The sequence below is a fragment of the Nocardioides sp. genome, from assembly GCF_025965415.1.
Classification (GTDB): Bacteria; Actinomycetota; Actinomycetes; order Propionibacteriales; family Nocardioidaceae; genus Nocardioides.
In genome coordinates, this window is sequence record NZ_JAOPWY010000192.1 from 32,323 (window position 1) to 55,556 (window position 23,234).

Sequence of the window (23,234 nt, forward strand, 5' to 3'; positions counted from 1 at the left end):
CCATCCGGGGCGTCGGCCCCGTCACACTGCGGCGCCCGGGTTATCGTCGCCCGGTGCTCCGTCGAACCTCTGTGACCGCGTCCGTCGTCTCCGTGCTCGTCTCGGCGAGCGTCGTCCTCGCGGGTGCTCCCGCCTGCGCGCTGGTGCCGGACGGCGGGGTCGGAGCCGACGTACGCCGCGAGGTCCACCGCGCCGACGCCGACTCCGTGCTCGCCATCTCCATCGACGGCATGAGCGTCGCCGCAGTCCGCGAGCTCGGCCCGAAGAAGCTCCCCCACCTCTACCGCTTCATGCGCGCCGGCGCCTCGACCATGAACGCCCGCACCGAGCACGAGATGACCGTGACCCTGCCCAACCACACCGGCATGGTCACCGGGCGGCGCATCGACGCCGCCACCGGCGGCCACGGGGTCACCTGGAACGACGACCGGCTGACCCCCCGCACCGTGCAGGAGGCCGCCGGCCACGACGTCGCGTCGGTCTTCACCGCGGTCGACGCCGCCGGCGGGTCGACGGCGATGTTCGCCGCGAAGACCAAGTTCAGCCTCTGGCAGCGGTCGTGGCCGGACGCGATCGACCGCGCCACGATCGACCTCGACAACTCGCGGCTGGTGGACCAGCTCATCGCCGACCTCGACGTGGACCGCGACTTCCGCTTCCTCCACCTCTCCCTGCCGGACGCCGCCGGGCACGCGCACGGCTGGATGTCGAAGCCCTATCTGCGCGCCGTCCGCCAGTCCGACGCGCTCGTCGGTCGCGTGGTGAAGGCGGTGAACTCCGACCCCGCCCGCCGGGCCGGCACCACGATCCTGCTCACGAGCGACCACGGCGGCCACGGTCCCTCGCACAGCAACCCGTCCCTGCTCGACGACTACTGCATCGTGTTCATGGCTCGCGGCTCCGCGGTGGACCGCGGCGTCGACCTCTACGCCGTGAACCCCGACTACAAGAACCCGGGCACCCGACGCACCACCTACGCGACGAAGCGTCAGCCGGTGCGCAACGGGATGATCGCCAACCTCGCGCTCGACCTGCTCGACCTGCCCGCCGTCGAGGGCAGCGAGCTCGACGCGGACCTGTCCCTGCGGCTCACCGCCCCCTGACGCCCGCGGCCTCCCACGGGAGCGGCCAGGGGTTGAACCGGCAGCCGTTGGTGCCCTTGGACTGCTGCATCATCACCGGGGCCGGCCGGCCGCCGGCCGGGCACGACGCGTGGCCGCGCCCCAGCCAGTGGCCGGTCTCGTGGTTGACCACGAGGTGGCGGTAGTCGCGCAGCGACCGGCCCGCCGCGTTCCACGCCGGCGACGCGTGCAGCCACCGCTCCTGATTGATGATCACGTAGCGCCCGACGCGGCACGACCACGTCGACGAGCAGCTGGACGAGAACGACGGCACGGTCCGCGCGGCGGCCAGGACCAGCGTGAAGCTTCCACCCCTGCGGACCCGGCGGAACTCCACCCCGCCGTTGCGCCACCCGCGCGGGTCGTCGTACGTCTCCTGCGCGAGGCGCCGGAACACCTCGAGCGACGCGGTGATCGCTCCGCGGGTGGTGACCGAGTACGTCACCCGCCGGCTGACGGGGACGGCGAACCCGTCAGCGGCGTGGTGGCCGGGCGTGGGCGTCCAGCGCCGGTGCTCGGCCGGGCCCGCGTGGGCGGGTGGCGCGAACAGCGCCAGGACGAGGGCGGCCAGCAGCGGGACGACGCGGGGGGTCATCCGTCAGAGACTAGGCCCAGTCCCGGGCCGTGTCCTCAGGCCCAGAGCTGCCCGTCGAGCCGGTCCTCGGCCTCGTCGACGGTGCCCTCGTAGGCGCCGGTGGAGAGGTACTTCCAGCCGCCGTCGCACACGACGAACGCGATGTCGGCTCGCTCGCCTGCCTTGACGGCCTTGGCCGCCTGGCCGAGCGCGGCGTGCAGGATCGCGCCGGTGGAGATGCCGGCGAAGATGCCCTCGAGCTCGAGCAGCTCGCGCACCCGGCGTACGGCGTCGCGCGGGCCGACGGAGAACCGCGAGTCGATCAGCGAGGCGTCGTAGAGCTCGGGCACGAAGCCCTCGTCGAGGTTGCGCAGGCCGTAGACGAGCTCGCCGTAGCGCGGCTCCGCGGCCACGATGCGCACGTCGGGCTTGGCCTTGCGGAAGAACCGGGAGACGCCCATGAGGGTGCCGGTGGTTCCGAGCCCGGCGACGAAGTGGGTGATCTCGGGGAGGTCGGCGAGCAGCTCGGGACCGGTGCCCTCCTCGTGCGCGAGGGCGTTGGCCTCGTTGCCGTACTGGTAGAGCATCACCCAGTCGGGGTGCTCCCCCGCGACCTGCTTGGCGACGCGCACCGCCTCGTTGGAGCCGCCGGCGGCGGGCGAGGAGATGATCTCGGCCCCCCACATCCGCAGCAGCTGGCGTCGCTCCTCGGAGGTGTTCTCGGGCATCACGCAGACGATGCGGTAGCCCTTGAGCTTGGCCGCCATCGCCAGCGAGATGCCGGTGTTGCCGCTGGTCGGCTCGAGGATCGTGCAGCCCGGGCGCAGCGTGCCGTCCTTCTCCGCCTGCTCGATCATCCTGAGCGCCGGACGGTCCTTGATGGACCCGGTCGGGTTGCGGTCCTCCATCTTGGCCCAGAGGCGTACGTCGGGGCTCGGCGAGAGCCGCGGCAACCCGATGAGGGGCGTGCCGCCGACCGACTCGAGGAGGCTGTCGAAGCGAGTCATCCGAGGGGGTGGGCTCCGCCCGCGACCGCCGGGAGGACCACGACCTGGTCGCCGTCGCTCAGCGGTGCCTCGAGGCCGCCGATGAACCGGACGTCCTCGTCGTTGATGTAGACGTTGACGAAGCGGCGCAGGTCGATCGACCCGGACTTGTCCTCGACGAGGCGACCCTTGATGCCGGGGTGGTTGCCCTCGAGGTCGTCGATGAGCTCCGACAGCGTGCCGCCGGTGCCGTCGACCGCCTTGGCGCCGTCGGTGTAGGTGCGCAGGATGGTGGGGATCCGGACCTCGATGGCCATCAGGGGGTGCTCTCTTCCTGGGTCTTCTGTGTCGTGTCTGGGGGCGTGATCGTGACGTCCTCTTCGGTCACGACGCCGTCGATGATTCTGTAGGACCTGAACTCCACGGGGCCCTCACTATTCCCGTGCTCGCGTGTGCTCACGAGCACGTAGTGCGCGTTCGGCTCGCTGGCGAGGCCGATGTCGGTGCGGCTGGGGTAGGCCTCGGTCGCCGTGTGGGAGTGGTAGATCACCACCGGTTCCTCGTCGCGGGCGTCCATGTCCTTGTAGAGCGCGAGCAGCTCGGTGGAGTCGAACTCGTAGAACGTCGGGCTGCCGGCGGCGTTGACCATCGGGACGAACCGCTCCGCGCGATCGCTGCCCTCGGGGCCCGCGACGACGCCGCACGCCTCGTCGGGGTGGTCGCGCTTGGCGTGCGCCACGATGGCGTCGTACGTCTCCTGGTCGATGGTCAGCACGTCGTCAAGGGTAGGCAGGAATCCGGTGTGACCCCACCACGTCTCACCCCATAGTCTTGACGTCGGGACACGTGCGAGGGGGAAGGGGACCGATGTCGCTGCGCGAGGTCCCGCCGCCCCTGACCCGGCGAGGCATCCCCCTCGAGCGCGACCTCCAGGTGCTCGCGCTCGGGTCTTTCGCCAACCGGTTCGGCGCGGGCGCGGTCATGACGACGAGCGCCCTCTTCTTCACCCGGCAGGTCGGCTTCTCCGCCGCCGAGGTCGGGCTCGCCCTCTCCGTCGCCGCGATCGTGGGGATCGTCGTGCAGGTCCCGGCCGGTCACCTCGGCGACACCCGAGGACCGCGCCGCGTGCTGACCTGGTGCATGGTGGGCGCGGCGCTCACCAGCGCGCTGCCGGTGCTCGCGCGCACGCCGTGGCAGCTCGCGCTGCTCCTCGCCCTGCTGGCGCTCTTCGAGCGGTCTGCGGGCTCGGTGCAGCAGGGCGTCATCGCCCAGCTCGCCACCGGCGGGCGCGGCGTGCTCTTCAAGGCCTACCTGCGGGCGGTCACCAACACCGCCATCGGGCTGGGCTCGATGTTCGGTGGCGCGGCGCTGGTGATCGACGAGCGGTGGGCCTACGTCTCGGTCTTCGTCCTCAACGCGGTCTTCACCGGCTTCGCCGCGTGGAACTGCACCCGCCTCCCCGACCTCCCGCCCTACCTCCGCGCGGCCGGCGAGCCGCGCCTCGCCGTGCTGCGCGACTGGCCCTACGTCGTCGTCGTGGCGATCACCGGCCTGTTCTCGATCCACTTCTTCGTGATGGAGCTGGGGCTCGCGCTCTACATCTCCGAGCGCACGTCGGCGCCTCCGGTGATGGTCGCGGTCCTCCTGGTCATCAACACCGCCTGCGTGGCGCTGTTCCAGGTGCGGCTCTCCCGCCGGGCGGACTCCGTCGAGGCCGGCGCCTCGGCGCTGGTGCGCGGTGCGGTGTGGATCGCGGTGGGCTTCGCCATCGTGTCCCTCGCCGACCGGGGCGACGCGACCTTCGCGGTGGTGGTGCTCGTGGCCGGCTCCCTCGTCCACGTCGTCGGGGAGATGATCGGCTCCGGTGGCCAGTGGGGACTGCAGATGGGGCTCGCACCCCACGAGCGGCAGGGCCAGTACCAGGGCTTCGCCGGCCTCGGCTTCAGCGTCGTCGCCGTGGTCGGGCCGCCCATCGTCACGCTGCTGTGCGTCGACATGGGCGAGACGGGGTGGCTGGTCCTGGCCGCGATGATGCTGGCGATCGCGCTGGTCTCCGTGCCGGTGTCCCGCTGGGCGCTGGCCTCGCGCGAGCGCTACGGCGTGCTGACCCACTCCGGCTGACCGAATCGCGGGTCAGACCCAGATGGCGGCCGGGATGCCGTCGGAGAACACCTCCGGCGTGGCCGGGAAGGACTCGGCGAGCCCGTGCGAGTGTCGTACGGCGGACCATGCCGCCGCGCAGGCGTCGAGCAGGTCGTCCTCCCCGAACGGCGCACCGCGGAACCACGGCGGCGCCGCGATCCCGTGGTCGGCGAGCACCTCGCGGCGTGCCCGTACGCCGTCGGCGTCCTTCTTGCGGGCCAGGACCGGGGTGCCGGTCATCCGCGCGAAGCTCACCTCGGGGTGCACCTCGACGACGCGCACGCGGGGTCGGGACCGCACCCACGCGTCGACCTGCAGCACCTTCTCGCGCAGGGCGTACGCCTGGGCGCTGACGCTCGTGGTGCCGCCGGTCGCGGCGAGGTTGGCCGCCCGGCCCTCGGCGTAGGTCTCCGCCTCCAGCGCGGCGCGGGTGGGCGTCGAGAAGATCGACGACGACTTGCCCACCAGCACCCGACGGGCCTCGGCGTCGGCCGCGCGGCCGCTGCTGTCGGGCAGGCCGATGGGGATGTCGATCGCCACCACGGACACGGGGGTGGTCTCCCCCACCAGCTCCAGCAGGTCGGTGATGGTGAGCGCCGTGAAGACGCTCGCCCTCAGGTCGGTGTCGAGCACCACGCCGACCCAGCCGCCGGGGCAGGCGTCGACCCCGAGCACCGGGGCGGTCGGGGCGAGCGGGACGTGCCGGGGTGTCGCGGGCTCCAGGGGTGCGGCTGCGTCCGGGGAGATGAAGCGTGCCTCCCGCTCGTCGCTCAGCGCGGCATCGATGCGGCGGAGCATCACCTCGCCCATCGGCGGGAGGTCGTCGACCGGCCACCACCGCACGTCGCTGGACTCGTCGTCGGCCACGTGCGCCACGCCGGAGAGCCAGGTGCAGGCGAAGGTCAGGTCGAGGTAGGCCGCCCGGTCGCCGTTGACGTGCACGATCTGCCCGTGCGCGGACGTGGAGGCGAGCCGGTCCACGCGGATCGTCACGCCGGTCTCCTCCAGCGCCTCGCGCGCCGCGGCGACGGCGGGCTCCTCCTCGGGGTCCACGATGCCGGTCACCGGCGCCCACTGGCCGTTGTCGGAGCGCTTGACCAGCAGGACCTCGTCGCCACGTCGGACGACCGCGGTGACTCCGGGCAGCCACAGCGGGTCGGGGCCGATCTTGCGGCGGAGGTCGACGACGAAGTCGGGGATCGGGCTCATCCGGCGCTCATGCGCTGAGCGCCTCGACGACGGTCTCCTGGAGGTAGCCGACCCACTCGTAGATGTCGTGGGCCTGGGCGCGCGGGTCCTCGTCGGGCAGCGAGTGCCAGTAGTCCTCGTCGCCGGCCTCGACGCCGAGGCGGGTGGCCAGGGCCAGCCGGATGTCGGTGAACGCGCGCATCCACGACTCGGCCTCGGAGCGCGTCAGCTCGACGTCGATGACGAGGCCCTCCTCGTCGAGCTCCGGCGGCAGCCCGGCGTCCTCGAGGGCGTCGATGATCTGGCCGGCGGCCGCGGCCTTGCCGTCTCGAAGGCCGCCCTCGGTGAAGCGGCGGAAGTCGGCGGCCGACTCCTCGTCGTCGAGGTAGGCCGTCGGGAAGAGGCGGGCCAGCACCGGGTCGTCGGGGATGGTCGAGGCGCCCGAGAACTCCGTCATCAGCGCCTCGAAGGGATCGGCGGTCGGGGCCGCCGGCTCGGCGCGCTCGTTGCGCAGCAGCTCGACGATCTGCGAGGCCAGCGACCGCAACAGGTCGGCCTCGAAGCCCGTGAAGGTGGCGATGATCCGGTCGGTCTTCCGGTGGTGCTCGAACCCGCTCACGTCAGGTGGCCTTCTCCATGGTCGCCCAGAGGCCGTACTCGTGCATCGCCTGGACGTCGCGCTCCATCTCCTCGCGCGTGCCCGTCGAGACGACCGACCGGCCCTCGGTGTGCACCTCGAGCATCAGCTTCTCGGACTTCGCCTTGTCGTAGCCGAAGTACTTCTGGAAGACGTAGGAGACGTAGGACATGAGGTTCACCGGGTCGTCCCAGACCAGCGTCACCCACGGCTTGGCCAGGAAGGTGATCTCGTCAGGGCTGAGGGTCGGCTCGACCTCTACGGGACTGGCGGCTGACACGGTCCCATCGTGGCACAGTGTCGGTCGTGACAGCCTCAGCCGCGCTCCTCACGGACCACTACGAGCTCACCATGGTCCAGGCCGCCCGACAGGCCGGCACCGCCGACCGGCGGGCGGTCTTCGAGCTGTTCCCGCGCCGCCTGCCCCAGGGTCGCCGCTACGGCGTCGTCGCCGGTGTCGGGCGGGCGCTCGACGCGATCGAGGCGTTCCGGTTCGACGCGGCGGCGCTGGCCGCGCTGGACGGCGTCGTCGAGCCGGACATGCTCGACTGGCTGGCCTCCTACCGCTTCTCCGGTGACGTCTGGGGCTACGCCGAGGGCGAGGCCTACTTCCCCTACTCCCCGCTGCTCGTCGTCGAGGGGACGTTCGCCGAGGCGGTCCTGCTCGAGACCGTCCTGCTCTCCATCTACAACCACGACTCGGCGATCGCCTCGGCCGCGTCGCGAATGACCCTGGCCGCGGGCGAGCGCCCCTGCATCGAGATGGGCTCGCGCCGCACCCACGAGGAGGCCGCCGTGGCCGCTGCGCGCGCGGCGTACGTCGCCGGCTTCGACGCGACCTCCAACCTGGCCGCACGGGCGAGGTGGGGCGTCCCGTCCGCGGGCACCGCGGCGCACTCCTTCACCCTGCTGCACGACGACGAGACCGACGCCTTCCGCGCCCAGGTGCAGACGCTCGGGGTCGGCACCACGCTGCTGGTCGACACCTACGACGTCACCGAGGCCGTCCGGCTCGCCGTCGAGGTCGCCGGCACCAGCCTGGGCGCCGTACGCCTCGACTCGGGCGATCTCGGCGAGATCGCCCGCGACGTGCGCGCCCAGCTCGACGAGCTGGGCGCCACCGGGACGCGGATCGTGGTGACCAGCGACCTGGACGAGCACGCCATCGCCGCGCTGGCCGCCGCGCCCGTGGACGCCTACGGCGTGGGCACCCAGCTGGTGACCGGCTCGGGGCACCCGACGTGCGGCTTCGTCTACAAGCTGGTCGCCCGGGAGGGCGCCGACGGCGACCTGGTGTCCGTGGCCAAGCGGTCCGCGGACAAGGCGTCCATCGGCGGTCGCAAGTACGCCCTGCGCCGCCGCTCCCCCGGCGGGACGGCCCAGGCCGAGGTGATCGGCATCGGCGATCCGCCCGAGGACGACGGCGACGACCGTGCGCTGCTCGTCCCGCTGGTCCGCGCCGGCGAGGTGGTCGGTCGGACCACGCTCGAGGAGGCCCGCGCCCGCCACCGCGCCTCGCTCGCCGAGCTGCCCCGCGCCGTCACGATGATGTCCGCCGGCGAGGCCGTGATCCCGACGGTCCACCTCGGCCCCTGACCGCGGGGCTGGCTGGTCGGGCCCAGCGGTCGGGCCGGGTGGCCAGTTGGCAGCCGAACCACACGACCCCGCGCACCGCTAGCCTCGGAGCATGGCACGAGCACTGATCGTGGTCGACGTCCAGAACGACTTCTGCGAGGGCGGGTCGCTGCCGGTGCCGGGAGGTGCCCGCGTGGCCGCGCAGATCGGCGCGCTGCTGCACCGCTGGTCCTCGCACGACGCCGACCGGCCGGCGTACGACGTCGTGGTCGCCACCAAGGACCACCACGTCGACCCGGGCGCCCACTGGTCCCTCAAGCCGGACTACGCCGAGTCCTGGCCGGCGCACTGCAAGGTCGGCACCGAGGGCGCCGGCTTCCACCCCAACCTCGACCCGCAGCCCTTCGCCGAGGTGTTCTACAAGGGCGAGCACGAGGCGGCCTACTCCGGCTTCGAGGGGCGTACGGCGTCGGGCGAGCCGCTGGCCGCCTGGCTGCGTGACCACGACGTGTCCGAGGTCGACGTGTGCGGGATCGCGACCGACCACTGCGTGCGCGCGACCGCCCTTGACAGTGCCCGGGAGGGCTTCGACACCCGCGTGCTCACCGCGCTGTGCGCCGGGGTCGCCGCGGACAGCACGGCGGCGGCGATCACCCAGATGACGAGCGCCGGGGTCGAGATCGCGTGAGCCCGCGTCGAGCGCGGCTCAGCACCACTTCTCGGTGACGGTGCGCAGCACCTTCACCGTGCGGGCCGTCCCCTGCCCCAGCGCCTTGAACTCCTTGGAGCCCAGCAGCTTCGAGGTGTGGATGTTGCCGTCGAGCAGGACGTAGGCCGCGCGCCCGTCGACGACGACGGTCTCGCCCTCGTGCTCGAGGGCGTGCGCCGCCTTCACCGTCGCCGCGGTGGGCGCGGTGGCGAAGAGCGTGACGTAGTGCTGGCCGGACGGGTCGTGCTCGGCGTGCAGCTCCTCGGCCCGCGCGGTCAGCGCCGCGAGGTCTGGGGCGGTGAAGACGACCGTCGGGACCTCGAAGCCGGCGGCGTCGGCGTACGCCTCCTCCAGCGCCCGCTGCACCGCGGCCACCGACCGGGCCGCATGGGTCAGCCGGACGTTGCCGGTGTTGATGTAGGTCTCCACCTCCGACCCGCCCGCGGCCTCCGTCGCGGACCTGATCGCGTCCTTCGGGAACGTGCGTGTGGCTCCGAGGTTGATGGCCCGCAGGAAGGCGACGTAGGTCGGCATGGCGGCATTGTTCCAGCGGTGGGGTCTACGGTGGGGTGCATGAAGACTCGGATCCTCCTCAGTGCTCTCAGTGCCGCCGCCCTCGCCGTCTCCGCCTCCGGGTGCGCGAAGGAGGACACCTCCACGACCACCGAGTCGGGCATCGAGCTGGTCAAGGAGGGCACGCTGACCATCTGCACGCACCTCCCCTACGAGCCCTTCGAGTTCACCGAGGGTGGCGAGGTCGTGGGCTTCGACCCCGGCGTTCTCGAGCTCGCCGCCAACGCCGAGGGGCTCGACACCGAGGTGCTCGACGTCGCGTGGGAGACGATCACCACGGGCGAGGCCCTCAACACCGGCCAGTGCGACGTCGGCGCCGGCGCGATGACGATCAACGACGAGCGCGCCGCCGTCATGGACTTCACCGACCCCTACTTCAAGGCCACCCAGGCCCTCATGACCAAGACCGGGTCCGGCATCACCTCGCTGGAGGACCTGGCCGGGAAGAAGATCGCGGTCCAGGACGGCACCACCGGCGCCGACTACGTCCGCGAGAACGCACCCGCCGACGCCGAGATCGTCTCGTTCGAGGACTCCTCGCTCATGCAGCAGGCGGTCCGCACCGGCAAGACCGACGCCGGTGTCAACGACAACGGCCTGCTCAACTACTTCGTCAGCCAGAACCCCGACGTCGAGGTGGTCGCGGAGTTCGAGACCGGTGAGGAGTACGGCTTCTCGGTGAAGAAGGGCGGCAACGACGACCTGCTGGCCGCGATCAACGACGCCATCGCGAGCGACGACTACGACGCGGTCTACGAGGAGTGGTTCGGCACCGCTCCCACCGAGTGACGCCTTCCCCGACCCACCGACGAAGGTGATGTGAGTCCATGGCGAGTCCCCGCCAGCGCGCCGCCCGGTGGCGCTACGCCCAGTACGCCGTCCTCGTGGTCGTCCTGCTCGCCATCGCCTTCCTCGCCGACTGGGGTGAGATCCGCCGGGCGTTCTGGAACTGGGAGCTGGTCAAGGAGCAGTTCCCCCGCGTCCTGACGATCGCGCTCAAGAACACGCTGATCTACACCGCGTGCGGCTTCGCCTTCGGCCTGGTGCTCGGCCTGGTCCTGGCGCTGATGCGGCTCTCCAGCGTCGGCCCCTACCGCTGGATCGCGACGGGCATCATCGAGCTCTTCCGCGGCCTGCCTGCCCTCGTGGTCTTCATCGCGCTCAGCGTCGGGTTCAACCTGGCCTTCCCGGCGTACGAGATCCCGTTCGGCAACCTCGGCGTCGTCACCCTGGCCCTCGGCCTGGTCGGCGGCGCCTACATGGCCGAGACCATCCGGGCCGGCATCCAGGCGGTGCCCAAGGGCCAGATGGAGGCCGCCCGCTCGCTCGGGATGTCCCACGGCCGGGCGATGATCAGCGTCGTGATCCCGCAGGCGTTCCGGATCATCCTGCCGCCGCTGACCAACGAGCTGATCCTGCTCACCAAGGACTCGTCGCTCGTCTACATCCTCGGCCTCTCGCTCACCGACTACGAGCTCACCAAGTTCGGCCGCGAGGGCATGAACTCCGCCTCGAACCTGACCCCGATCATCGTGATCGGCCTCTGCTACCTGTTGATCACGGTGCCGCTGTCGATCGTCGTACGCCGCATGGAGAGCCGCTCGGAGAGGGCCCGCTGATGACCACCGACCGCACCGCACCGACGGACCGCACCACCGCCGCGATCGACGTGCAGGAGCTCCACAAGTACTTCGGCGCCAACGAGGTGCTCAAGGGCATCGACTTCCACGTCGGCACCGGCCAGGTGGTGTGCGTGATCGGTCCCTCCGGCTCCGGCAAGTCGACGCTGCTGCGCTGCGTCAACATGCTCGAGACCCCGACCAGCGGCAAGATCTTCGTCGCGGGCGAGGAGATCACCGACCGAGACGCCGACGTCGACCAGCTGCGCGCGCGGATCGGGATGGTCTTCCAGCAGTTCAACCTGTTCCCGCACATGACCGTGCTGCGCAACCTCACCATCGCGCAGGAGAAGGTGAAGGGGCGCAAGAAGGACGAGGCGGTCGAGATCGCCCGGTCCACGCTCGCCAAGGTGGGCCTGTCCGAGAAGGAGTCGGCCTACCCGGCCCACCTGTCCGGTGGGCAGTCGCAGCGCGTCGCGATCGCCCGTGCCCTGTCGATGAGCCCCGACATGATGCTCTTCGACGAGCCGACGTCGGCGCTCGACCCCGAGCTGGTCGGCGACGTGCTGGCCGTGATGAAGGACCTCGCGGCCGAGGGCATGACGATGATGGTCGTGACCCACGAGATGGGCTTCGCCCGCGAGGTCGGCGACAACCTGGTCTTCATGGACGGCGGAGTGATCGTCGAGGAGGGCGACCCGCGCGAGGTGCTGGCGGACCCCCAGCACGAGCGGACGCAGTCGTTCCTCTCGAAGGTGCTCTAGAAGGACCGCACGGCGCGGTCGGACTCGGGGCTCAGGCCCGCTTGCACTGGCTGGGCGGCGTCACCGCCGGGTCGAAGAGGTACTTCGGGGGCGCGATGGCGGAGCCGTCCTGGGACTCCTTCATCGTCATGGCCCACCAGCCGGCACGACGGGTGTCGATCGCGGCCAGCTCCTCCTCGGGGACGTCGTTCCACATGTTCAGCACGTCGACGCTGACCTCGATGAGGTGTCCGTGGGGCGTGACCACACCCTTGGCCTCGACGGCGTCCAGGCCTGCCGGGACGTCGGGGAAGAGGCCGCGCGGCATGCCGGTGATGACGTCCTTGGCGGGCATGCCGACGGCGACACCGTCCCCGGCCAGCCGGATGGCCCGCGCCGCGGTGACCGGCCAGGTCGGGTCGAGGTCGGTCGGGAGGGCCCAGCTGCGCGACACGTCATCGGTGATCTCGGCCCAGCAGCTTCCCGCGTTCGGGCCCCAGTCGTCGCTGTTGAAGTAGGTGCGGTCGTTGACGACGAGGTAGTCGACCTGCTCGACCTTGCCGTCGATCGCGGAGTCCATGGAGAGCTGGCTGTAGCCCGTCGAGGGACTGAAGCGGCCGTCGAGGTCGAAGATCCGCTTGCCGCCGGTGTCGGGGTTCTTGGTCAGCAGCTGACCGTGCCACTCGACCATGCCCATCGCGTTGACCTGGGTGACGAGGTCCTCGAGCTGCTCGCCCTCCATCACGACGCCCTGTCCCTTGCCGGGGGCGGCGGAGCCGGAGCCGCCGCAGCCGCTGAGGGTGAGGAGCAGGCCGGCAGCGAGAGCCGCGGTCCACGAGGCGTTGAGGCGACGTGTCACTGGGGTCCCCGTTCCGATCCTGGCGTGACGAGCACGATGCTCGATCTCGTCGGCAGCCTAGGTCTGGTGCCGGGACCTGTCAGGAGAACCGGAGATCTCGTCAGGTCGCCATCCAGCGCCGGGCGGCGTACACCACGGCGTCGGTGAGCTCACCGACCAGCGACGACCCCAGCCGCCAGTGCTGCCAGTAGAGCGCGACCTCGGGCCGTCGTCCGGGGACGAGCTCGACCAGCTCGCCGCGCGCGAGCTCCGCCGCGACGTCGGACTCGGGCAGCAGCCCCCACCCCATGCCCACGCGGATCGCACGGTCGAACTCGCGCACCGAGGGGAGGTAGGTCACCGGCGGCGCGAGGTGACGGCGGGTGACCCTCCGGACGAAGTCGTGCTGCAGCGAGTCGTTGCGGTCGAAGGCGACGATCGGCGCCTCGGCCAAGGTCGCCGACCCCACGCCGTCGGCGAAGTGGTCCGCGTGGAACTCGCGCGTCGCCACAGCGGCGTACCGCAGGCGGCCCAGCCGCACGACCCGGCAGCCCGGCACCGGCCTCGGCTCCCCGGTGATGGCGGCCATCACCTCGCCGCGGCGCAACCGCTCCGCCGTGCGCGTGTGGTCCTCGCGGACCACCTCGAAGACCACCCGGTGCCGGCTCTGCACCTCGGCGAGCGCGTCGACGAACCAGCCGTAGAGCGCGTCGGCGTTCACCGCGATCGGCAGTGAGGTGTACGACGTCCCGTCGGCGTCGGCCTCCTCGACCAGCTCGGCGACCGCCTCCCGCTCCAGCAGCTCGGTCTGCGTGGCCAGGCGCACGAGGACGAGACCGGCCTCGGTGGGCTCGAGCGGCTTAACCCGGTGCAGCAGCACGCGGCCGATGCGCGTCTCCAGCGCCTTGATCCGCTGGCTCACCGCGGAGGGGGTCACGTGCAGCTCGCGGGCGGCCGCCTCGAAGGTCCCGAGGCGTACTGCCACGGCCAGTGTGCGCAGCGCCACAGGGTCCAGCTGAGTGATGTCTTTCATAATTAGACATCCTAATGATTCGTCAGAATACTTCGCTGGATTGACGACGATGGCCGTCCTAACGTGGATGGCATGTTCCAGGTTGCACTCACCGGTCTTCTCACCGGACTCGCTCTCATCGTGGCCGTCGGCGCGCAGAACGCCTTCCTCCTCCGCCAGGGGATCCGCGGCGAGCACGTCCTGCCCATCGTGCTGACGTGCCTCGTCTCCGACGTCGTGGCGATCACCGCGGGCGTCGCCGGACTGGGCGTCGTGCTCGAGCGCTGGCCGTCGGTCCTCCCGATCGCCCAGGTGCTGGGCGGGCTCTACCTCATCGCCTTCGGCGTGCACGCCGCGATGCGCGCCTGGCGCCCGGGCCGGCTCGACGCGGGCGAGGGCGCGGCGATGACCCCCGCCAAGGCGATCCTGCTGACGCTCGCCCTGACCTGGCTCAACCCGCACTTCTACCTCGACGCCGTCCTCATGCTCGGCACGGTGGCCAACAGCTTCGGCACCGACCGCTGGTGGTTCGTGTCCGGCACCCTCATGGCGAGCGTGCTGTGGTTCTTCGGCCTCGGCTTCGGCGCTCGGCTGCTGCGCGGCCTCTTCGCCCGGCCCAACGCCTGGCGGGTGCTCGACTCCGCGATCGCGGTCGTGATGGGCACGCTCGGCGTGGGCCTGATCGCCCACTGACCCCGGTTGGATATACATAGGACTCCTATGTAATCTGGAGGGGTGACCGCCTCCCTGCCCGCCCTCGCCAGCGACCTCGTGGTGCTGGCCGCGCGCCTGACGCGGGCCGTGCGCCGCGAGGTCGACCACCCGGCCGGCGCCCGTGTGCTGTCGCTCCTCGACGAGCACGGCCCCTCCGGGGTCACCGCGCTCGCGATCGCCGACCGGTGCAGCCAGCCGACGATGACCGCGACGCTGCGGACGCTGCGCGACCAGGGCCTGGTCGACCGGCAGCCGCACCCGCACGACGGCCGGGCCCACGTCGTCGCACTCACCGCGTCGGGGCGCGCCGAGCTGGCCCGCATCCGCCGGGCCAACACCGCGCTCGTCATGGCCCGGTTGGCCACCACCCACCACACCGCCGAGGAGGTCGCGACCGCCGTCGCGGTGCTCCGGGACGTCCTCGACCTGCACCCCCAGGAGGACACGACCCCGTGAGCACGCCTGCCGACACCAGCTCGATCCTGCGCCAGCCCCGCGCCGTCTGGGCCGTGGCCTTCGCCTGCGTCATCGCCTTCATGGGCATCGGCCTCGTCGACCCGATCCTCAAGGAGATCGCCGCCCAGCTCGACGCGAGCCCCAGCCAGGTCTCGCTGCTCTTCACCAGCTACATGGCCGTCATGGGCGTGTCCATGCTCGTGACCGGAGTGATCTCGAGCCGGATCGGCCCCAAGCGCACCCTCCTCGCCGGCCTCGCGCTGATCATCGTCTCGGCCGCCCTGGCCGGTCTCTCCGACAGCGTCGGAGCCGTCATCGGCTTCCGCGCCGGCTGGGGCCTGGGCAACGCCCTCTTCGTGGCCACGGCACTCGCGACCATCGTCAGCGCCTCGGCCGGGCCGGTCGGCCAGGCGATCATCCTGTTCGAGGCCGCCCTCGGCCTCGGCATCGCGTCCGGCCCGCTCATCGGCGGCCTGCTCGGCCAGGTCTCGTGGCGCGGCCCGTTCTTCGGGGTCTCCGTGCTGATGACGGTGGCGCTCGTCGCGACCGCCCTCTTCCTGCCGTCGACCCCGCCCACCGGGCGTCGTACGTCACTGCTCGACCCGTTCCGCGCCCTGCGCCACCGGGCGCTGCTGCTGCTCGCACTCGTGGCGATCTTCTACAACCTGGGCTTCTTCACCCTGATGGCTGCCGGACCCTTCGCCCTGCCGTCGTACTCGATCATGGGCATCGGCTGGACGTTCTTCGGCTGGGGCGTGCTGCTCGCGGCGACGTCGGTGTGGCTGGCCCCGGTGCTGCAGCGGCGCTTCGGCACCCTGCCCACCCTGACCGCCGTGCTCGCGCTCTTCTCGCTCGACCTGGCCGTGATGGCCATCGGCGCGGTGCACGAGCCCGTCGTCACCGCCGGGATCATCGCCGCCGGAGCCTTCCTGGGCGTGACCAACACCCTGGTCACCGAGGCGGTCATGGGCGCCGCTCCCGTCGAGCGCCCGGTCGCGTCGGCGGCGTACTCGTTCGTGCGCTTCACCGGTGGCGCCGTCGGCCCGTACGTCGCGCTCAAGCTGGCCGAGAAGGTCGATCTGCACGCGCCGTTCTGGTTCGGCGCGGCCGCCGTCGCGGTCGGGGTGGCCATCGTCGCCGTGGGATCGCGCACCATCGCCGCGGCCCTCGACGCCGCGCCGGAGTCGCACAGCGTCACCGAGGCCGAGAGCGAGCTGGTCGGCGACCTGGGCTAGTCGCCGGCGAAGCCGCTCCCCTGCTCCTCCAGCGCCTCGCGCAACCGCGCGATCGCGATCGGGCCGACGCCGTGCATGGCCGCGAGCCCGGCCGCGGAGCGGGCCGCGACCTGCTCGAGGGTCGTCACGCCGGCCTCGCGCAGCGCCCGGGTCGCCGGAGCCCCGATGGAGCGCGGGAGTGGCGAGCCCTGCTCACGCGGAGCGCGCACCCGGGGCTCGGGCAGACCGGCGTCCACCACCGCCTCGCCGCGGGGGGAGAGCAGGTAGCCGATGGCGAGCGACTCGGTCAGCCCGAGCTCCTTGAGCTTGCGCACGTCCTTCTTGAAGTCGGCCGTCTCGCGCCCCACCTGAGCCGCCAGGTCCGGGGCGCGGACGGTGGGGTTGAGGTCGATCAGGTCGAGCGTCTGCCGGGTCCAGGCGCCGTACGACGACGACGCGTCGAGGCGGTCGAGCCGCGCGGTGATCGCCGCGATCTCGCCGGCGTCCGGCACGGTCGCGCGCAGGGCCTCGCGCGGGTCGGGACCGGCGTAGCGCAGGCCGATGCGCCAGGCCGGGTCCTCGGACCGGGCCGCCAGCGCCTGCTTGAGCGCGGCGAGCGAGGCGGACCCCGCCCGGCGGGCGTCCTCGGCCCGCAGGGCGGACACGCTGACCTGCTCCACCGAGGTGACCTCGAGCAGACCGACCCCGGTGCGCATCTGCGTGCCCACCACCACCCGCGGCCTGGCCCAGCGCCGGAACGCCAGGTCGACGGTGCCGGCCTTGATCGCGGCCAGTTCGGCCGGGCGGATCATCATGCGGGCAGTCTCCCAGAACCCGGCCGAGCGGTGCGTGAGGCAGGTTTCGTCGGCGCAGCACCTGCCTCGCGCACCGCGGCGACGGACTCAGAGGTTGCCGCGGGCGTCCTGCTCGCGCTCGATCGCCTCGAAGAGGGCCTTGAAGTTGCCCTTGCCGAAGCCGAGCGAGCCGTGCCGCTCGATGAGCTCGAAGAACACGGTCGGCCGGTCGCCGAGCGGCTTGGTGAAGATCTGCAGGAGGTAGCCGTCCTCGTCGCGGTCGACGAGGATGCCGCGCTTCTGCAGCTCCTCGATCGGCACCCGCACCTCGCCGATGCGCGCGCGCAGCTCCTCGTCCTCGTAGTAGGAGTCGGGTGTGTCGAGGAACTCGACACCGTTGGCACGCAGCGCGTCGACGCTGGCGAGGATGTCGCCGGTGGCCACGGCGAGGTGCTGGGCGCCGGGACCGTCGTAGAACTCGAGGTATTCGTCGATCTGCGACTTCTTCTTCGCGACGGCCGGCTCGTTGAGCGGGAACTTCACGCGGTGGTTGCCGTTGGCCACGACCTTCGACATCAGCGCGGAGTAGTCGGTGGCGATGTCGTCGCCGATGAACTCGGCCATGTTCACGAAGCCCATCACCTTGTTGTAGAAGGTGACCCACTCGTCCATCTTGCCGAGCTCGACGTTGCCGACGATGTGGTCGAGGGCCTGGAACAGCCGCTTGGGCTGGCCGTCCCGCTTCTCCCAGCGGGGCTCGACCGCGACGTAGCCCGGGAGGTAGGGGCCGGCGTAGGTCACGCCATCGACGGTGCGCTGCACGAGCGTGTGGCGGGTCTCGCCGTACGTCGCGATCGAAGCGATGCGGACCGTGCCGTGCTCGTCGCTGACGTTCGCCGGCTCGTGCAGCACGGTGGCGCCGGCCTTGCGGGCCTGGGCGATGCACTGGTCGACGTCGGGGACCTCGAGCGCGATGTCGACGACACCGTCGCCGTGGCGGGCGTGGTGGGCGATCAGGTCGCTGTCGGGCGACACGGCGCCGCTCAGCACGAACTTGATGGAGCCGGACTTGAGGACGTAGGACTTGTGGTCGCGGTTGCCGTTCTCGGGGCCGGAGTAGGCGATGAGGTCCATGCCCCACGCCGACGCGTAGTAGTGGGCGGCCTGGGTCGCGTTGCCCACGACGAAGCAGATCGCGTCCCACCCGGTGACCGGGAACGGGTCGGCGTCGGCGTCGTACTCCACGAGGCCGACGAGCTGTCGCAGCTGCTCCAGGGACAGGTCGGCCTTCATCTCGTCCACGGTCAGGGCGCCACCGGTCGAGGCGATGTCAGTCGTCATGGGCCCACCCTGCCCACCACAGGCAAGGTGTGCAACAGTACGACGAAACGTTGGGCAGTTTGCACAGCCGAAAGGGCGCACGTGGACGAGATCGACGGCAAGGTGATCGAGCTCTTCGTCAACGAGCCTCGCCTGGGGGTCCTGGAGGCGAGCCGGCGCCTCGGCATCGCGCGGGGCACCGTCCAGGCACGGCTCGACAAGCTGGTCGCCGCCGGCGTGATCACCGGCTGGGGACCCGACCTCTCCCCCGAGGCGATCGGCTACCCGGTGACGGCGTTCCTGACCCTCGAGATCCGCCAGGGCTCTGCCACTGCAGGGGGGCACGACGCGGTCGCCGCGCATCTCGCGGCCATCCCCGAGGTGCTCGAGGCCTACACGATCACCGGCGCCGGCGACATGTGGGCCCGCGTCGTCGCGCGCTCCAACGCCGACCTGCAGAGGGTCATCGACCTGGTCCTCACCGACCCCGGCATCGACCGCTCGACGACAGTGATCGCCCTCGCGACCCAGATCGACTACCGCGTGGTGCCGCTGGCGCGGGCGTCGGTCACGTCCTGACCGACGGGCTCAGCCCTCGACGGGGAAGATCATGCAGGTCGAGGTCGCGTGGGCGACCAGCTTGCCGAGGCCGTCGGTGAGCTGCGCCTGCGCGAGCGCCGTACGCCGTCCGCGCTGGATCACGGTGCCCTCGCAGGTGAGCAGGCCGGAGTCGACGGTGACCGGGCGGAGGAACTTCACCGTCAGGTCGACCGAGGTGTAGAACTCCCCCACCGCCAGCGTCGTGTGGACCGCGCAGGCGGCCGCGGTGTCGAGCAGCGTCGAGATCACGCCGCCGTGGACGCCCCCGAGCGGGTTGTAGTGGAACTCCGCCGCCGGCATCTCGACCACGACCCGGCCGGCCTCGGGCCGCAGGTCGGTGAAGCCGAGCGTGTCCATGATCGGCGGGTGCGGCATCTCGCCGGCGCGCATCGCCTGCAGCTGCTCGAGGCCGGTCATCGACAGCAGCCGCGACAGGTCCGCCTGGCCGGGCGTGGTCCAGGTGAAGGTGCGGGACTCGGTCTCGTACGGCATGGGCCCAGCATGCGGTTCCTTGCCTGAGTCTGTCAACTGGACCTAGCATGTGGGCATGGCCACACCTCCCGCCGCGCTCGCCTTCTCGACCGACAACTGCACGATCGGTCGGGCGATGGCCGTGCTGGGCGAGCGGTGGACGTTCGTGGTGGTGCGCGAGGTCGCCAACGGCATCCGGCGCTTCGACGACATGCGCCGCCACACCGGGATGCCGCGGCAGGTCCTCACCGACCGGCTGGCCCTGCTCGTCGAGCACGACATCCTGCGGCGCGTGGCCTACCGCGAGGAGGGCCAGCGCGAGCGCCACGAGTACCGCTTCACCGACAAGGGCTTCGAGCTCGTCCCGGTCATGCTCGCCGTCGCGGAGTGGGGCGACCGCTACTACGCCGACGACGACGGCCCGCCCGTCGAGTTCGCGCACCGCGGCTGCGGGGCGCCGGTCGAGGTGTTCGTCCGGTGCGCAGAGGGCCACGAGCCCGCCGGCCCGCGCGACGTCGTGAGCCGCCCCGGGCCGGGGATCAAGCCGTTCGGCGCGTGAGCCTCAGCGCAGCCGCGCCGCGACCTCCTGGGCGGCCGCGATCACCTGCGGCGCGACCACGGCCTCGTCGATCGCGTCCGCCAGTGTCACCACGCCGACGCTCGCGCGCAGCCCCTCGACGCCGCGCACCGGTGCCGCGAGCCCGCGCGCGCCGCTCTGCAGCTCCCCGCTCGTGACGGCGTACGACGGCTCCGCCACGTCGAGCAGCGCGATGGCCTTGCCGGCCGCCCCCTGCGAGAGCGGGTGCCGGGCACCGACCCGGTAGGCGACGTGGAAGTCGGTCCACGTCGGCTCCACCACCGCGAGGGCCAGGGCCTCGTCGCCGTCGGCCACCGTGAGGTGCGCGGTCGAGCCGATCGACTCGGCGAGCGAGCGCAGCACGGGCATCGCCAGGTCGCGCAGGATCGGCTGGACGGCACTGGCCAGATGGAGCACCCCGAGGCCGACGAACAGCCGTGAGCGCGCGTCGCGCCGGACCAGCCCGTGCTGCTCCAGCGTGCTGATCAGGCGGTAGACCACCGTGCGGTTGACCTGCAGGCGCCCGGAGAGCTCGGTGATGGTGAGGCCCTCGGGACTCTCGGCCAGCACGCGCAGGACCCGGAGTCCGCGGTCGAGCGTCTGGGAGGTCTCCGAGGGCATGTCACGACACTAGTGGGGCGCGACGCAGTCGCGCACCGCGTGTGGCGGGAGGTGGAGCAGGCCCGCGGCCGAGCTCGCGACGGCGCGTCGAGACCCAGGTCTCAGGAGCTCTGCCGCATCGCCCACTCGCGGATCCGGTTGATCCGCTCGTGCAGCTGGTCGGCGTTGGCCACGGCCGCCGGCGGTCCGCCGCACTCCTTGCGCAGGGCGGAGTGGGTGATGCCGTGCGCCTGTCCGGTGCGGTGGTGCCAGGCGGCGACCAGCCCGTTGAGCTCGCGACGCAGCACGCCGAGCTGCTGGTGGGTGCTCAGCTGCTCCACGGAGTCGACCACCCGGTCGCCCACGCCGTCGGCCTTCTGCTTGCGGGCGCGCTCGCTCTGCCGGGAGTGGAGCAGCTCGCGGACCTGGTCGGGCTCGAGGAGGCCTGGGATGCCGAGGAAGTCCATCTCCTCCTCCGACCCGGACAGCACCTCGCCGGAGTGGCCGAACTGCGCCCCGTCGTAGAGGACGTGGTCGAAGGACGCCGTCGAGCCCAGCGCCTCCCACGACATCTCGAGCTCGTCGGAGGCCGACTCCCCCGCGTTGGCCTCGGCGAGGAGGTCGTTCTCGGCCGCGAAGATGTCGTCCTCGTCCTGGACCCGCCGGCCGAGCACGTGGTCGCGCTGCGCCTCCATGTCGGAGGCGAACTCCAGCAGGTGGGGCACCGAGGGCAGGAAGACCGAGGCGGTCTCGCCGCGCGAGCGGGCGCGCACGAAGCGACCGACGGCCTGAGCGAAGAACAGCGGCGTCGACGTGGTGGTGGCCCACACCCCGACGGCGAGGCGGGGCACGTCGACGCCCTCGGACACCATCCGGACCGCGACCAGCCAGCGCTTGTCGGACTCCGTGTAGGTCGCGATCTTCTTCGAGGCGCCCTTCTCGTCGGAGAGCACGACGGTCGGCGACTCGCCGGTGATCTTCTTCAGCAGCCCGGCATAGGCGCGGGCGCTCTCCTGGTCGCTGGCGATGACCATCCCGCCGGCGTCGGGGACGTGACGGCGTACCTCCGACAGCCGCTTGTCCGCGGCCTCGAGCACCGCGGGCATCCAGGACCCCTGCGGGTCGAGGGCCGTCCGCAGTGCGTGGGCGTGCATGTCCTTGGTGAGCGGCTCGCCCAGCCGGGCCACGATCTCGTCGCCGGCGCGGGTGCGCCACTGCATCTCCCCGGAGTAGGCCATGAAGAGCACCGGGCGCACGACGTGGTCGGCGAGGGCGTGGGCGTAGCCGTAGGTGAAGTCGGGCGCCGACACGGGGATGCCGTCGTCGCCGGGCGCGTAGGTGACGAACGGGATCGGGTTGATGTCGGAGCGGAACGGCGTCCCGGTCAGGGACAGCCGACGGGTGGCGGGGTCGAAGGACTCGCGCACGCCCTCGCCCCACGACAGCGCGTCGCCGGCGTGGTGGATCTCGTCGAGGATGACGAGGGTCTTGAAGCGCTCGGTGCGGATCCGCATGGCGAGCGGGTTGACCGCGACACCGGCGTACGTCACCGCGATGCCGACGTAGTCGTCGGAGGTCCGGCCCTTGCCGGCGGAGTAGGCCGGGTCGATCGGGATGCCCGCCTTGGCGGCGGCCTCGGCCCACTGCGTCTTGAGGTGCTCGGTCGGCGCGACGACGGTGATCCGGTCCACGACGCGACGGCTCAGCAGGTCGGCCGCGACGGTGAGCGCGAAGGTCGTCTTGCCGGCGCCCGGCGTCGCCACCGCGAGGAAGTCGCGCGGCTGGCGCGCCTGGTAGGAGTCCATCGCGGCCTGCTGCCAGGCGCGGAGGGAGGGCGCGGTGCCCCAGGCGGCCCGGTCGGGCCACGCGGGAGGCAGCGGCAGCTCGGGCCGCCCCGTCACGCCTCGGGACCCGCGCCGTCGCCGCCAGATCCGCCGCCGGGCTTGTCACCGGGATTCATCGACTCCCAGATCTCCTTGCAGTCGGGGCACACGGGGAACTTCTCCGGGGCACGCGACGGGACCCAGACCTTGCCGCACAGGGCGATCACGGGGGTGCCCATGACCATGGCCTCGGTGAGCTTGTCCTTGGGGACGTAGTGGGAGAACCGCTCGTGGTCGCCCTCGTCGGTGGGCACCGTCCGACGATCTTCGATCGTCTGGCTGCCGGGGGAGAATCCGATGGTGCTCATGATGGGAAAGCCTAACCGCTGGGTCAGTTCATGTCGGGATCGACGGGGCGGTTGACGTGCCACGCCAGCATGCCCGGCTGGCGCCGCATCACGTCGCGACGCAGGCCCGTGGTGTCGCCGCGGAACGCATCACCGGCCTCGCCGGTGACGACGTACCAGCTGCCCTCCTCGACCTCCACCTCGAGCTGCTCGGCACCCCAGCCGGCGTAGCCGGCGAAGACCCGCATCGCGGTCAGCGAGCCGTCGACGAGCTCGGTCGGGGTGTCGAGGTCCACCATGCCCAGCACTCCGGCGACGGGACGCCACCCGACCGGCACGTCCTGCGGGTCACGCAGCGCCGCGACCGCGAGCGCGCCGTCGGTGCCGACCGGTCCCCCCCGGAACAGGACCTCGGGCTCGGCCACGGCGTCGCGCCACGGCTCCAGCACGTCGGCGACGAGGACCTGCGAGGGCCGGTTGAGCACGACACCGAGGGCGCCCTCGTCGTTGACGTCGAGCAGCAGCACGACGGTGTCGACGAAGTTGGGATCCTGCAGTGCCGGCGTCGCCACCAGCAGCATCCCCGATGCCAGCTGCATGC

The 23,234-nt window shown here is 71.7% G+C and carries 29 protein-coding genes; 12 read left to right on the forward strand and 17 right to left on the reverse strand.

Going from position 1 to position 23,234, the window contains the following annotated elements; all coding sequences use genetic code 11:
• Positions 1-53: 53 nt before the first annotated feature.
• Positions 54-1,103 carry an alkaline phosphatase family protein gene (locus JWN97_RS20505; protein ID WP_297627496.1) on the forward strand — a complete coding sequence of 350 codons (1,050 nt, stop codon included), beginning with the start codon at positions 54-56 and terminating at the stop codon, positions 1,101-1,103.
• Here the strand turns inward: JWN97_RS20505 and JWN97_RS20510 are convergent.
• From JWN97_RS20510 to JWN97_RS20525, 4 genes are read right to left on the reverse strand one after another with little or no spacing between them, the layout of a single operon-like run.
• On the reverse strand, positions 1,090-1,716 hold the full coding sequence (locus JWN97_RS20510) for a DUF3152 domain-containing protein (RefSeq protein WP_297627498.1): 627 nt from the start codon (positions 1,714-1,716) through the stop codon (positions 1,090-1,092). The two genes, JWN97_RS20505 and JWN97_RS20510, sit on opposite strands and share 14 nt — an antisense overlap.
• Positions 1,717-1,751: 35 nt before the next feature.
• The gene (locus JWN97_RS20515) at positions 1,752-2,702 is read right to left on the reverse strand and encodes a cysteine synthase (RefSeq protein ID WP_297627501.1); all 951 of its coding nucleotides are present in this window, start codon (positions 2,700-2,702) and stop codon (positions 1,752-1,754) included.
• Complete coding sequence (locus JWN97_RS20520; RefSeq protein ID WP_297627504.1) at positions 2,699-2,998, reverse strand: MoaD/ThiS family protein; 300 nt, start codon at positions 2,996-2,998, stop codon at positions 2,699-2,701. Before JWN97_RS20520 ends, JWN97_RS20515 begins: the two co-directional genes overlap by 4 nt.
• Positions 2,998-3,456, reverse strand: a complete 459-nt coding sequence (locus tag JWN97_RS20525) for a M67 family metallopeptidase (protein WP_297627507.1) — start codon at positions 3,454-3,456, stop codon at positions 2,998-3,000. The genes JWN97_RS20520 and JWN97_RS20525 overlap by 1 nt, the downstream gene beginning before the upstream one ends.
• A gap of 92 nt (positions 3,457-3,548) precedes the next feature.
• On the opposite strand from JWN97_RS20525, the gene JWN97_RS20530 reads away from it, so the two are divergent.
• Positions 3,549-4,802 carry an MFS transporter gene (locus JWN97_RS20530; RefSeq protein WP_297627511.1) on the forward strand — a complete coding sequence of 418 codons (1,254 nt, stop codon included), beginning with the start codon at positions 3,549-3,551 and terminating at the stop codon, positions 4,800-4,802.
• Between the two features lie 12 nt (positions 4,803-4,814).
• Here the strand turns inward: JWN97_RS20530 and JWN97_RS20535 are convergent, their stop codons facing one another.
• Genes JWN97_RS20535 through clpS form a run of 3 tightly spaced genes read right to left on the reverse strand, consistent with a single transcriptional unit; the run spans position 4,815 to position 6,928 of the window.
• The gene (locus JWN97_RS20535; RefSeq protein WP_297627514.1) at positions 4,815-6,032 is read right to left on the reverse strand and encodes a DUF429 domain-containing protein; all 1,218 of its coding nucleotides are present in this window, start codon (positions 6,030-6,032) and stop codon (positions 4,815-4,817) included.
• Between the two features lie 7 nt (positions 6,033-6,039).
• Positions 6,040-6,630: a DUF2017 domain-containing protein gene (locus JWN97_RS20540; RefSeq protein ID WP_297627517.1), complete on the reverse strand. Its 591-nt coding sequence runs from the start codon at positions 6,628-6,630 to the stop codon at positions 6,040-6,042.
• A 1-nt stretch (position 6,631) separates the two neighbouring features.
• On the reverse strand, positions 6,632-6,928 hold the full coding sequence (clpS, locus tag JWN97_RS20545; RefSeq protein ID WP_297627520.1) for an ATP-dependent Clp protease adapter ClpS: 297 nt from the start codon (positions 6,926-6,928) through the stop codon (positions 6,632-6,634).
• A 26-nt stretch (positions 6,929-6,954) separates the two neighbouring features.
• Here clpS and JWN97_RS20550 point away from each other — a divergent pair, with 26 nt between their 5' ends.
• Positions 6,955-8,244, forward strand: a complete 1,290-nt coding sequence (locus JWN97_RS20550) for a nicotinate phosphoribosyltransferase (protein WP_297627523.1) — start codon at positions 6,955-6,957, stop codon at positions 8,242-8,244.
• A 91-nt stretch (positions 8,245-8,335) separates the two neighbouring features.
• Positions 8,336-8,911: an isochorismatase family protein gene (locus JWN97_RS20555; RefSeq protein WP_297627527.1), complete on the forward strand. Its 576-nt coding sequence runs from the start codon at positions 8,336-8,338 to the stop codon at positions 8,909-8,911.
• An 18-nt stretch (positions 8,912-8,929) separates the two neighbouring features.
• Here JWN97_RS20555 and JWN97_RS20560 read toward each other — a convergent pair whose 3' ends face one another.
• Complete coding sequence (locus JWN97_RS20560; RefSeq protein ID WP_297627530.1) at positions 8,930-9,466, reverse strand: DUF1697 domain-containing protein; 537 nt, start codon at positions 9,464-9,466, stop codon at positions 8,930-8,932.
• Positions 9,467-9,505: 39 nt separating this feature from the next.
• Between JWN97_RS20560 and JWN97_RS20565 the strand changes: the two genes are divergently transcribed.
• The 3 genes from JWN97_RS20565 to JWN97_RS20575 are packed head-to-tail and all read left to right on the forward strand — an operon-like array spanning position 9,506 to position 11,888.
• Complete coding sequence (locus JWN97_RS20565; RefSeq protein ID WP_297627533.1) at positions 9,506-10,294, forward strand: transporter substrate-binding domain-containing protein; 789 nt, start codon at positions 9,506-9,508, stop codon at positions 10,292-10,294.
• A gap of 38 nt (positions 10,295-10,332) precedes the next feature.
• Positions 10,333-11,124: an amino acid ABC transporter permease gene (locus JWN97_RS20570; RefSeq protein ID WP_297627537.1), complete on the forward strand. Its 792-nt coding sequence runs from the start codon at positions 10,333-10,335 to the stop codon at positions 11,122-11,124.
• Complete coding sequence (locus JWN97_RS20575) at positions 11,124-11,888, forward strand: amino acid ABC transporter ATP-binding protein (RefSeq protein ID WP_297627540.1); 765 nt, start codon at positions 11,124-11,126, stop codon at positions 11,886-11,888. Before JWN97_RS20570 ends, JWN97_RS20575 begins: the two co-directional genes overlap by 1 nt.
• Before the next feature lie 31 nt (positions 11,889-11,919).
• Here the strand turns inward: JWN97_RS20575 and JWN97_RS20580 are convergent, their stop codons facing one another.
• A complete protein-coding gene (locus tag JWN97_RS20580) occupies positions 11,920-12,726 on the reverse strand; it encodes a hypothetical protein (protein WP_297627543.1) in 807 nt (268 codons plus the stop codon).
• A 100-nt stretch (positions 12,727-12,826) separates the two neighbouring features.
• Positions 12,827-13,738, reverse strand: a complete 912-nt coding sequence (locus JWN97_RS20585; RefSeq protein WP_297627545.1) for a LysR family transcriptional regulator ArgP — start codon at positions 13,736-13,738, stop codon at positions 12,827-12,829.
• 72 nt (positions 13,739-13,810) lie between these two features.
• On the opposite strand from JWN97_RS20585, the gene JWN97_RS20590 reads away from it, so the two are divergent.
• From JWN97_RS20590 to JWN97_RS20600, 3 genes are read left to right on the forward strand one after another with little or no spacing between them, the layout of a single operon-like run.
• On the forward strand, positions 13,811-14,410 hold the full coding sequence (locus tag JWN97_RS20590) for a LysE/ArgO family amino acid transporter (protein ID WP_297627550.1): 600 nt from the start codon (positions 13,811-13,813) through the stop codon (positions 14,408-14,410).
• 42 nt (positions 14,411-14,452) lie between these two features.
• Positions 14,453-14,887 (forward strand): MarR family transcriptional regulator, encoded by a 435-nt coding sequence (locus tag JWN97_RS20595; RefSeq protein ID WP_297627554.1) that lies wholly within the window; start codon positions 14,453-14,455, stop codon positions 14,885-14,887.
• A complete protein-coding gene (locus JWN97_RS20600; protein WP_297627557.1) occupies positions 14,884-16,122 on the forward strand; it encodes an MFS transporter in 1,239 nt (412 codons plus the stop codon). The genes JWN97_RS20595 and JWN97_RS20600 overlap by 4 nt, the downstream gene beginning before the upstream one ends.
• Here the strand turns inward: JWN97_RS20600 and JWN97_RS20605 are convergent.
• Positions 16,119-16,916, reverse strand: coding sequence for a hypothetical protein (locus tag JWN97_RS20605; protein ID WP_297627560.1), 798 nt, complete (start codon positions 16,914-16,916; stop codon positions 16,119-16,121). The genes JWN97_RS20600 and JWN97_RS20605 overlap by 4 nt on opposite strands.
• A gap of 87 nt (positions 16,917-17,003) precedes the next feature.
• Positions 17,004-18,236: a 4-hydroxyphenylpyruvate dioxygenase gene (gene hppD, locus JWN97_RS20610; RefSeq protein WP_297627562.1), complete on the reverse strand. Its 1,233-nt coding sequence runs from the start codon at positions 18,234-18,236 to the stop codon at positions 17,004-17,006.
• Positions 18,237-18,317: 81 nt separating this feature from the next.
• On the opposite strand from hppD, the gene JWN97_RS20615 reads away from it, so the two are divergent.
• Positions 18,318-18,794: an Lrp/AsnC family transcriptional regulator gene (locus tag JWN97_RS20615; protein ID WP_297627565.1), complete on the forward strand. Its 477-nt coding sequence runs from the start codon at positions 18,318-18,320 to the stop codon at positions 18,792-18,794.
• Positions 18,795-18,803: 9 nt separating this feature from the next.
• Here the strand turns inward: JWN97_RS20615 and JWN97_RS20620 are convergent, their stop codons facing one another.
• The gene (locus JWN97_RS20620) at positions 18,804-19,307 is read right to left on the reverse strand and encodes a PaaI family thioesterase (protein WP_297627568.1); all 504 of its coding nucleotides are present in this window, start codon (positions 19,305-19,307) and stop codon (positions 18,804-18,806) included.
• A 55-nt stretch (positions 19,308-19,362) separates the two neighbouring features.
• Here JWN97_RS20620 and JWN97_RS20625 point away from each other — a divergent pair, with 55 nt between their 5' ends.
• Positions 19,363-19,845 carry a helix-turn-helix domain-containing protein gene (locus tag JWN97_RS20625; RefSeq protein WP_297627571.1) on the forward strand — a complete coding sequence of 161 codons (483 nt, stop codon included), beginning with the start codon at positions 19,363-19,365 and terminating at the stop codon, positions 19,843-19,845.
• 3 nt (positions 19,846-19,848) lie between these two features.
• Here JWN97_RS20625 and JWN97_RS20630 read toward each other — a convergent pair whose 3' ends face one another.
• From JWN97_RS20630 to JWN97_RS20645, 4 genes are all read right to left on the reverse strand, one after another.
• Entirely contained in the window at positions 19,849-20,484 is a 636-nt protein-coding gene (locus tag JWN97_RS20630) for a helix-turn-helix domain-containing protein (protein WP_297627574.1), read from the reverse strand.
• Positions 20,485-20,585: 101 nt separating this feature from the next.
• On the reverse strand, positions 20,586-22,364 hold the full coding sequence (locus tag JWN97_RS20635) for a DEAD/DEAH box helicase (protein ID WP_297627577.1): 1,779 nt from the start codon (positions 22,362-22,364) through the stop codon (positions 20,586-20,588).
• The gene (locus JWN97_RS20640) at positions 22,361-22,654 is read right to left on the reverse strand and encodes a DUF3039 domain-containing protein (RefSeq protein ID WP_297627580.1); all 294 of its coding nucleotides are present in this window, start codon (positions 22,652-22,654) and stop codon (positions 22,361-22,363) included. Before JWN97_RS20640 ends, JWN97_RS20635 begins: the two co-directional genes overlap by 4 nt.
• 23 nt (positions 22,655-22,677) lie before the next feature.
• Positions 22,678-23,232 carry a YqgE/AlgH family protein gene (locus JWN97_RS20645; protein WP_297627583.1) on the reverse strand — a complete coding sequence of 185 codons (555 nt, stop codon included), beginning with the start codon at positions 23,230-23,232 and terminating at the stop codon, positions 22,678-22,680.
• Between the last annotated feature and the right edge of the window lie 2 nt (positions 23,233-23,234).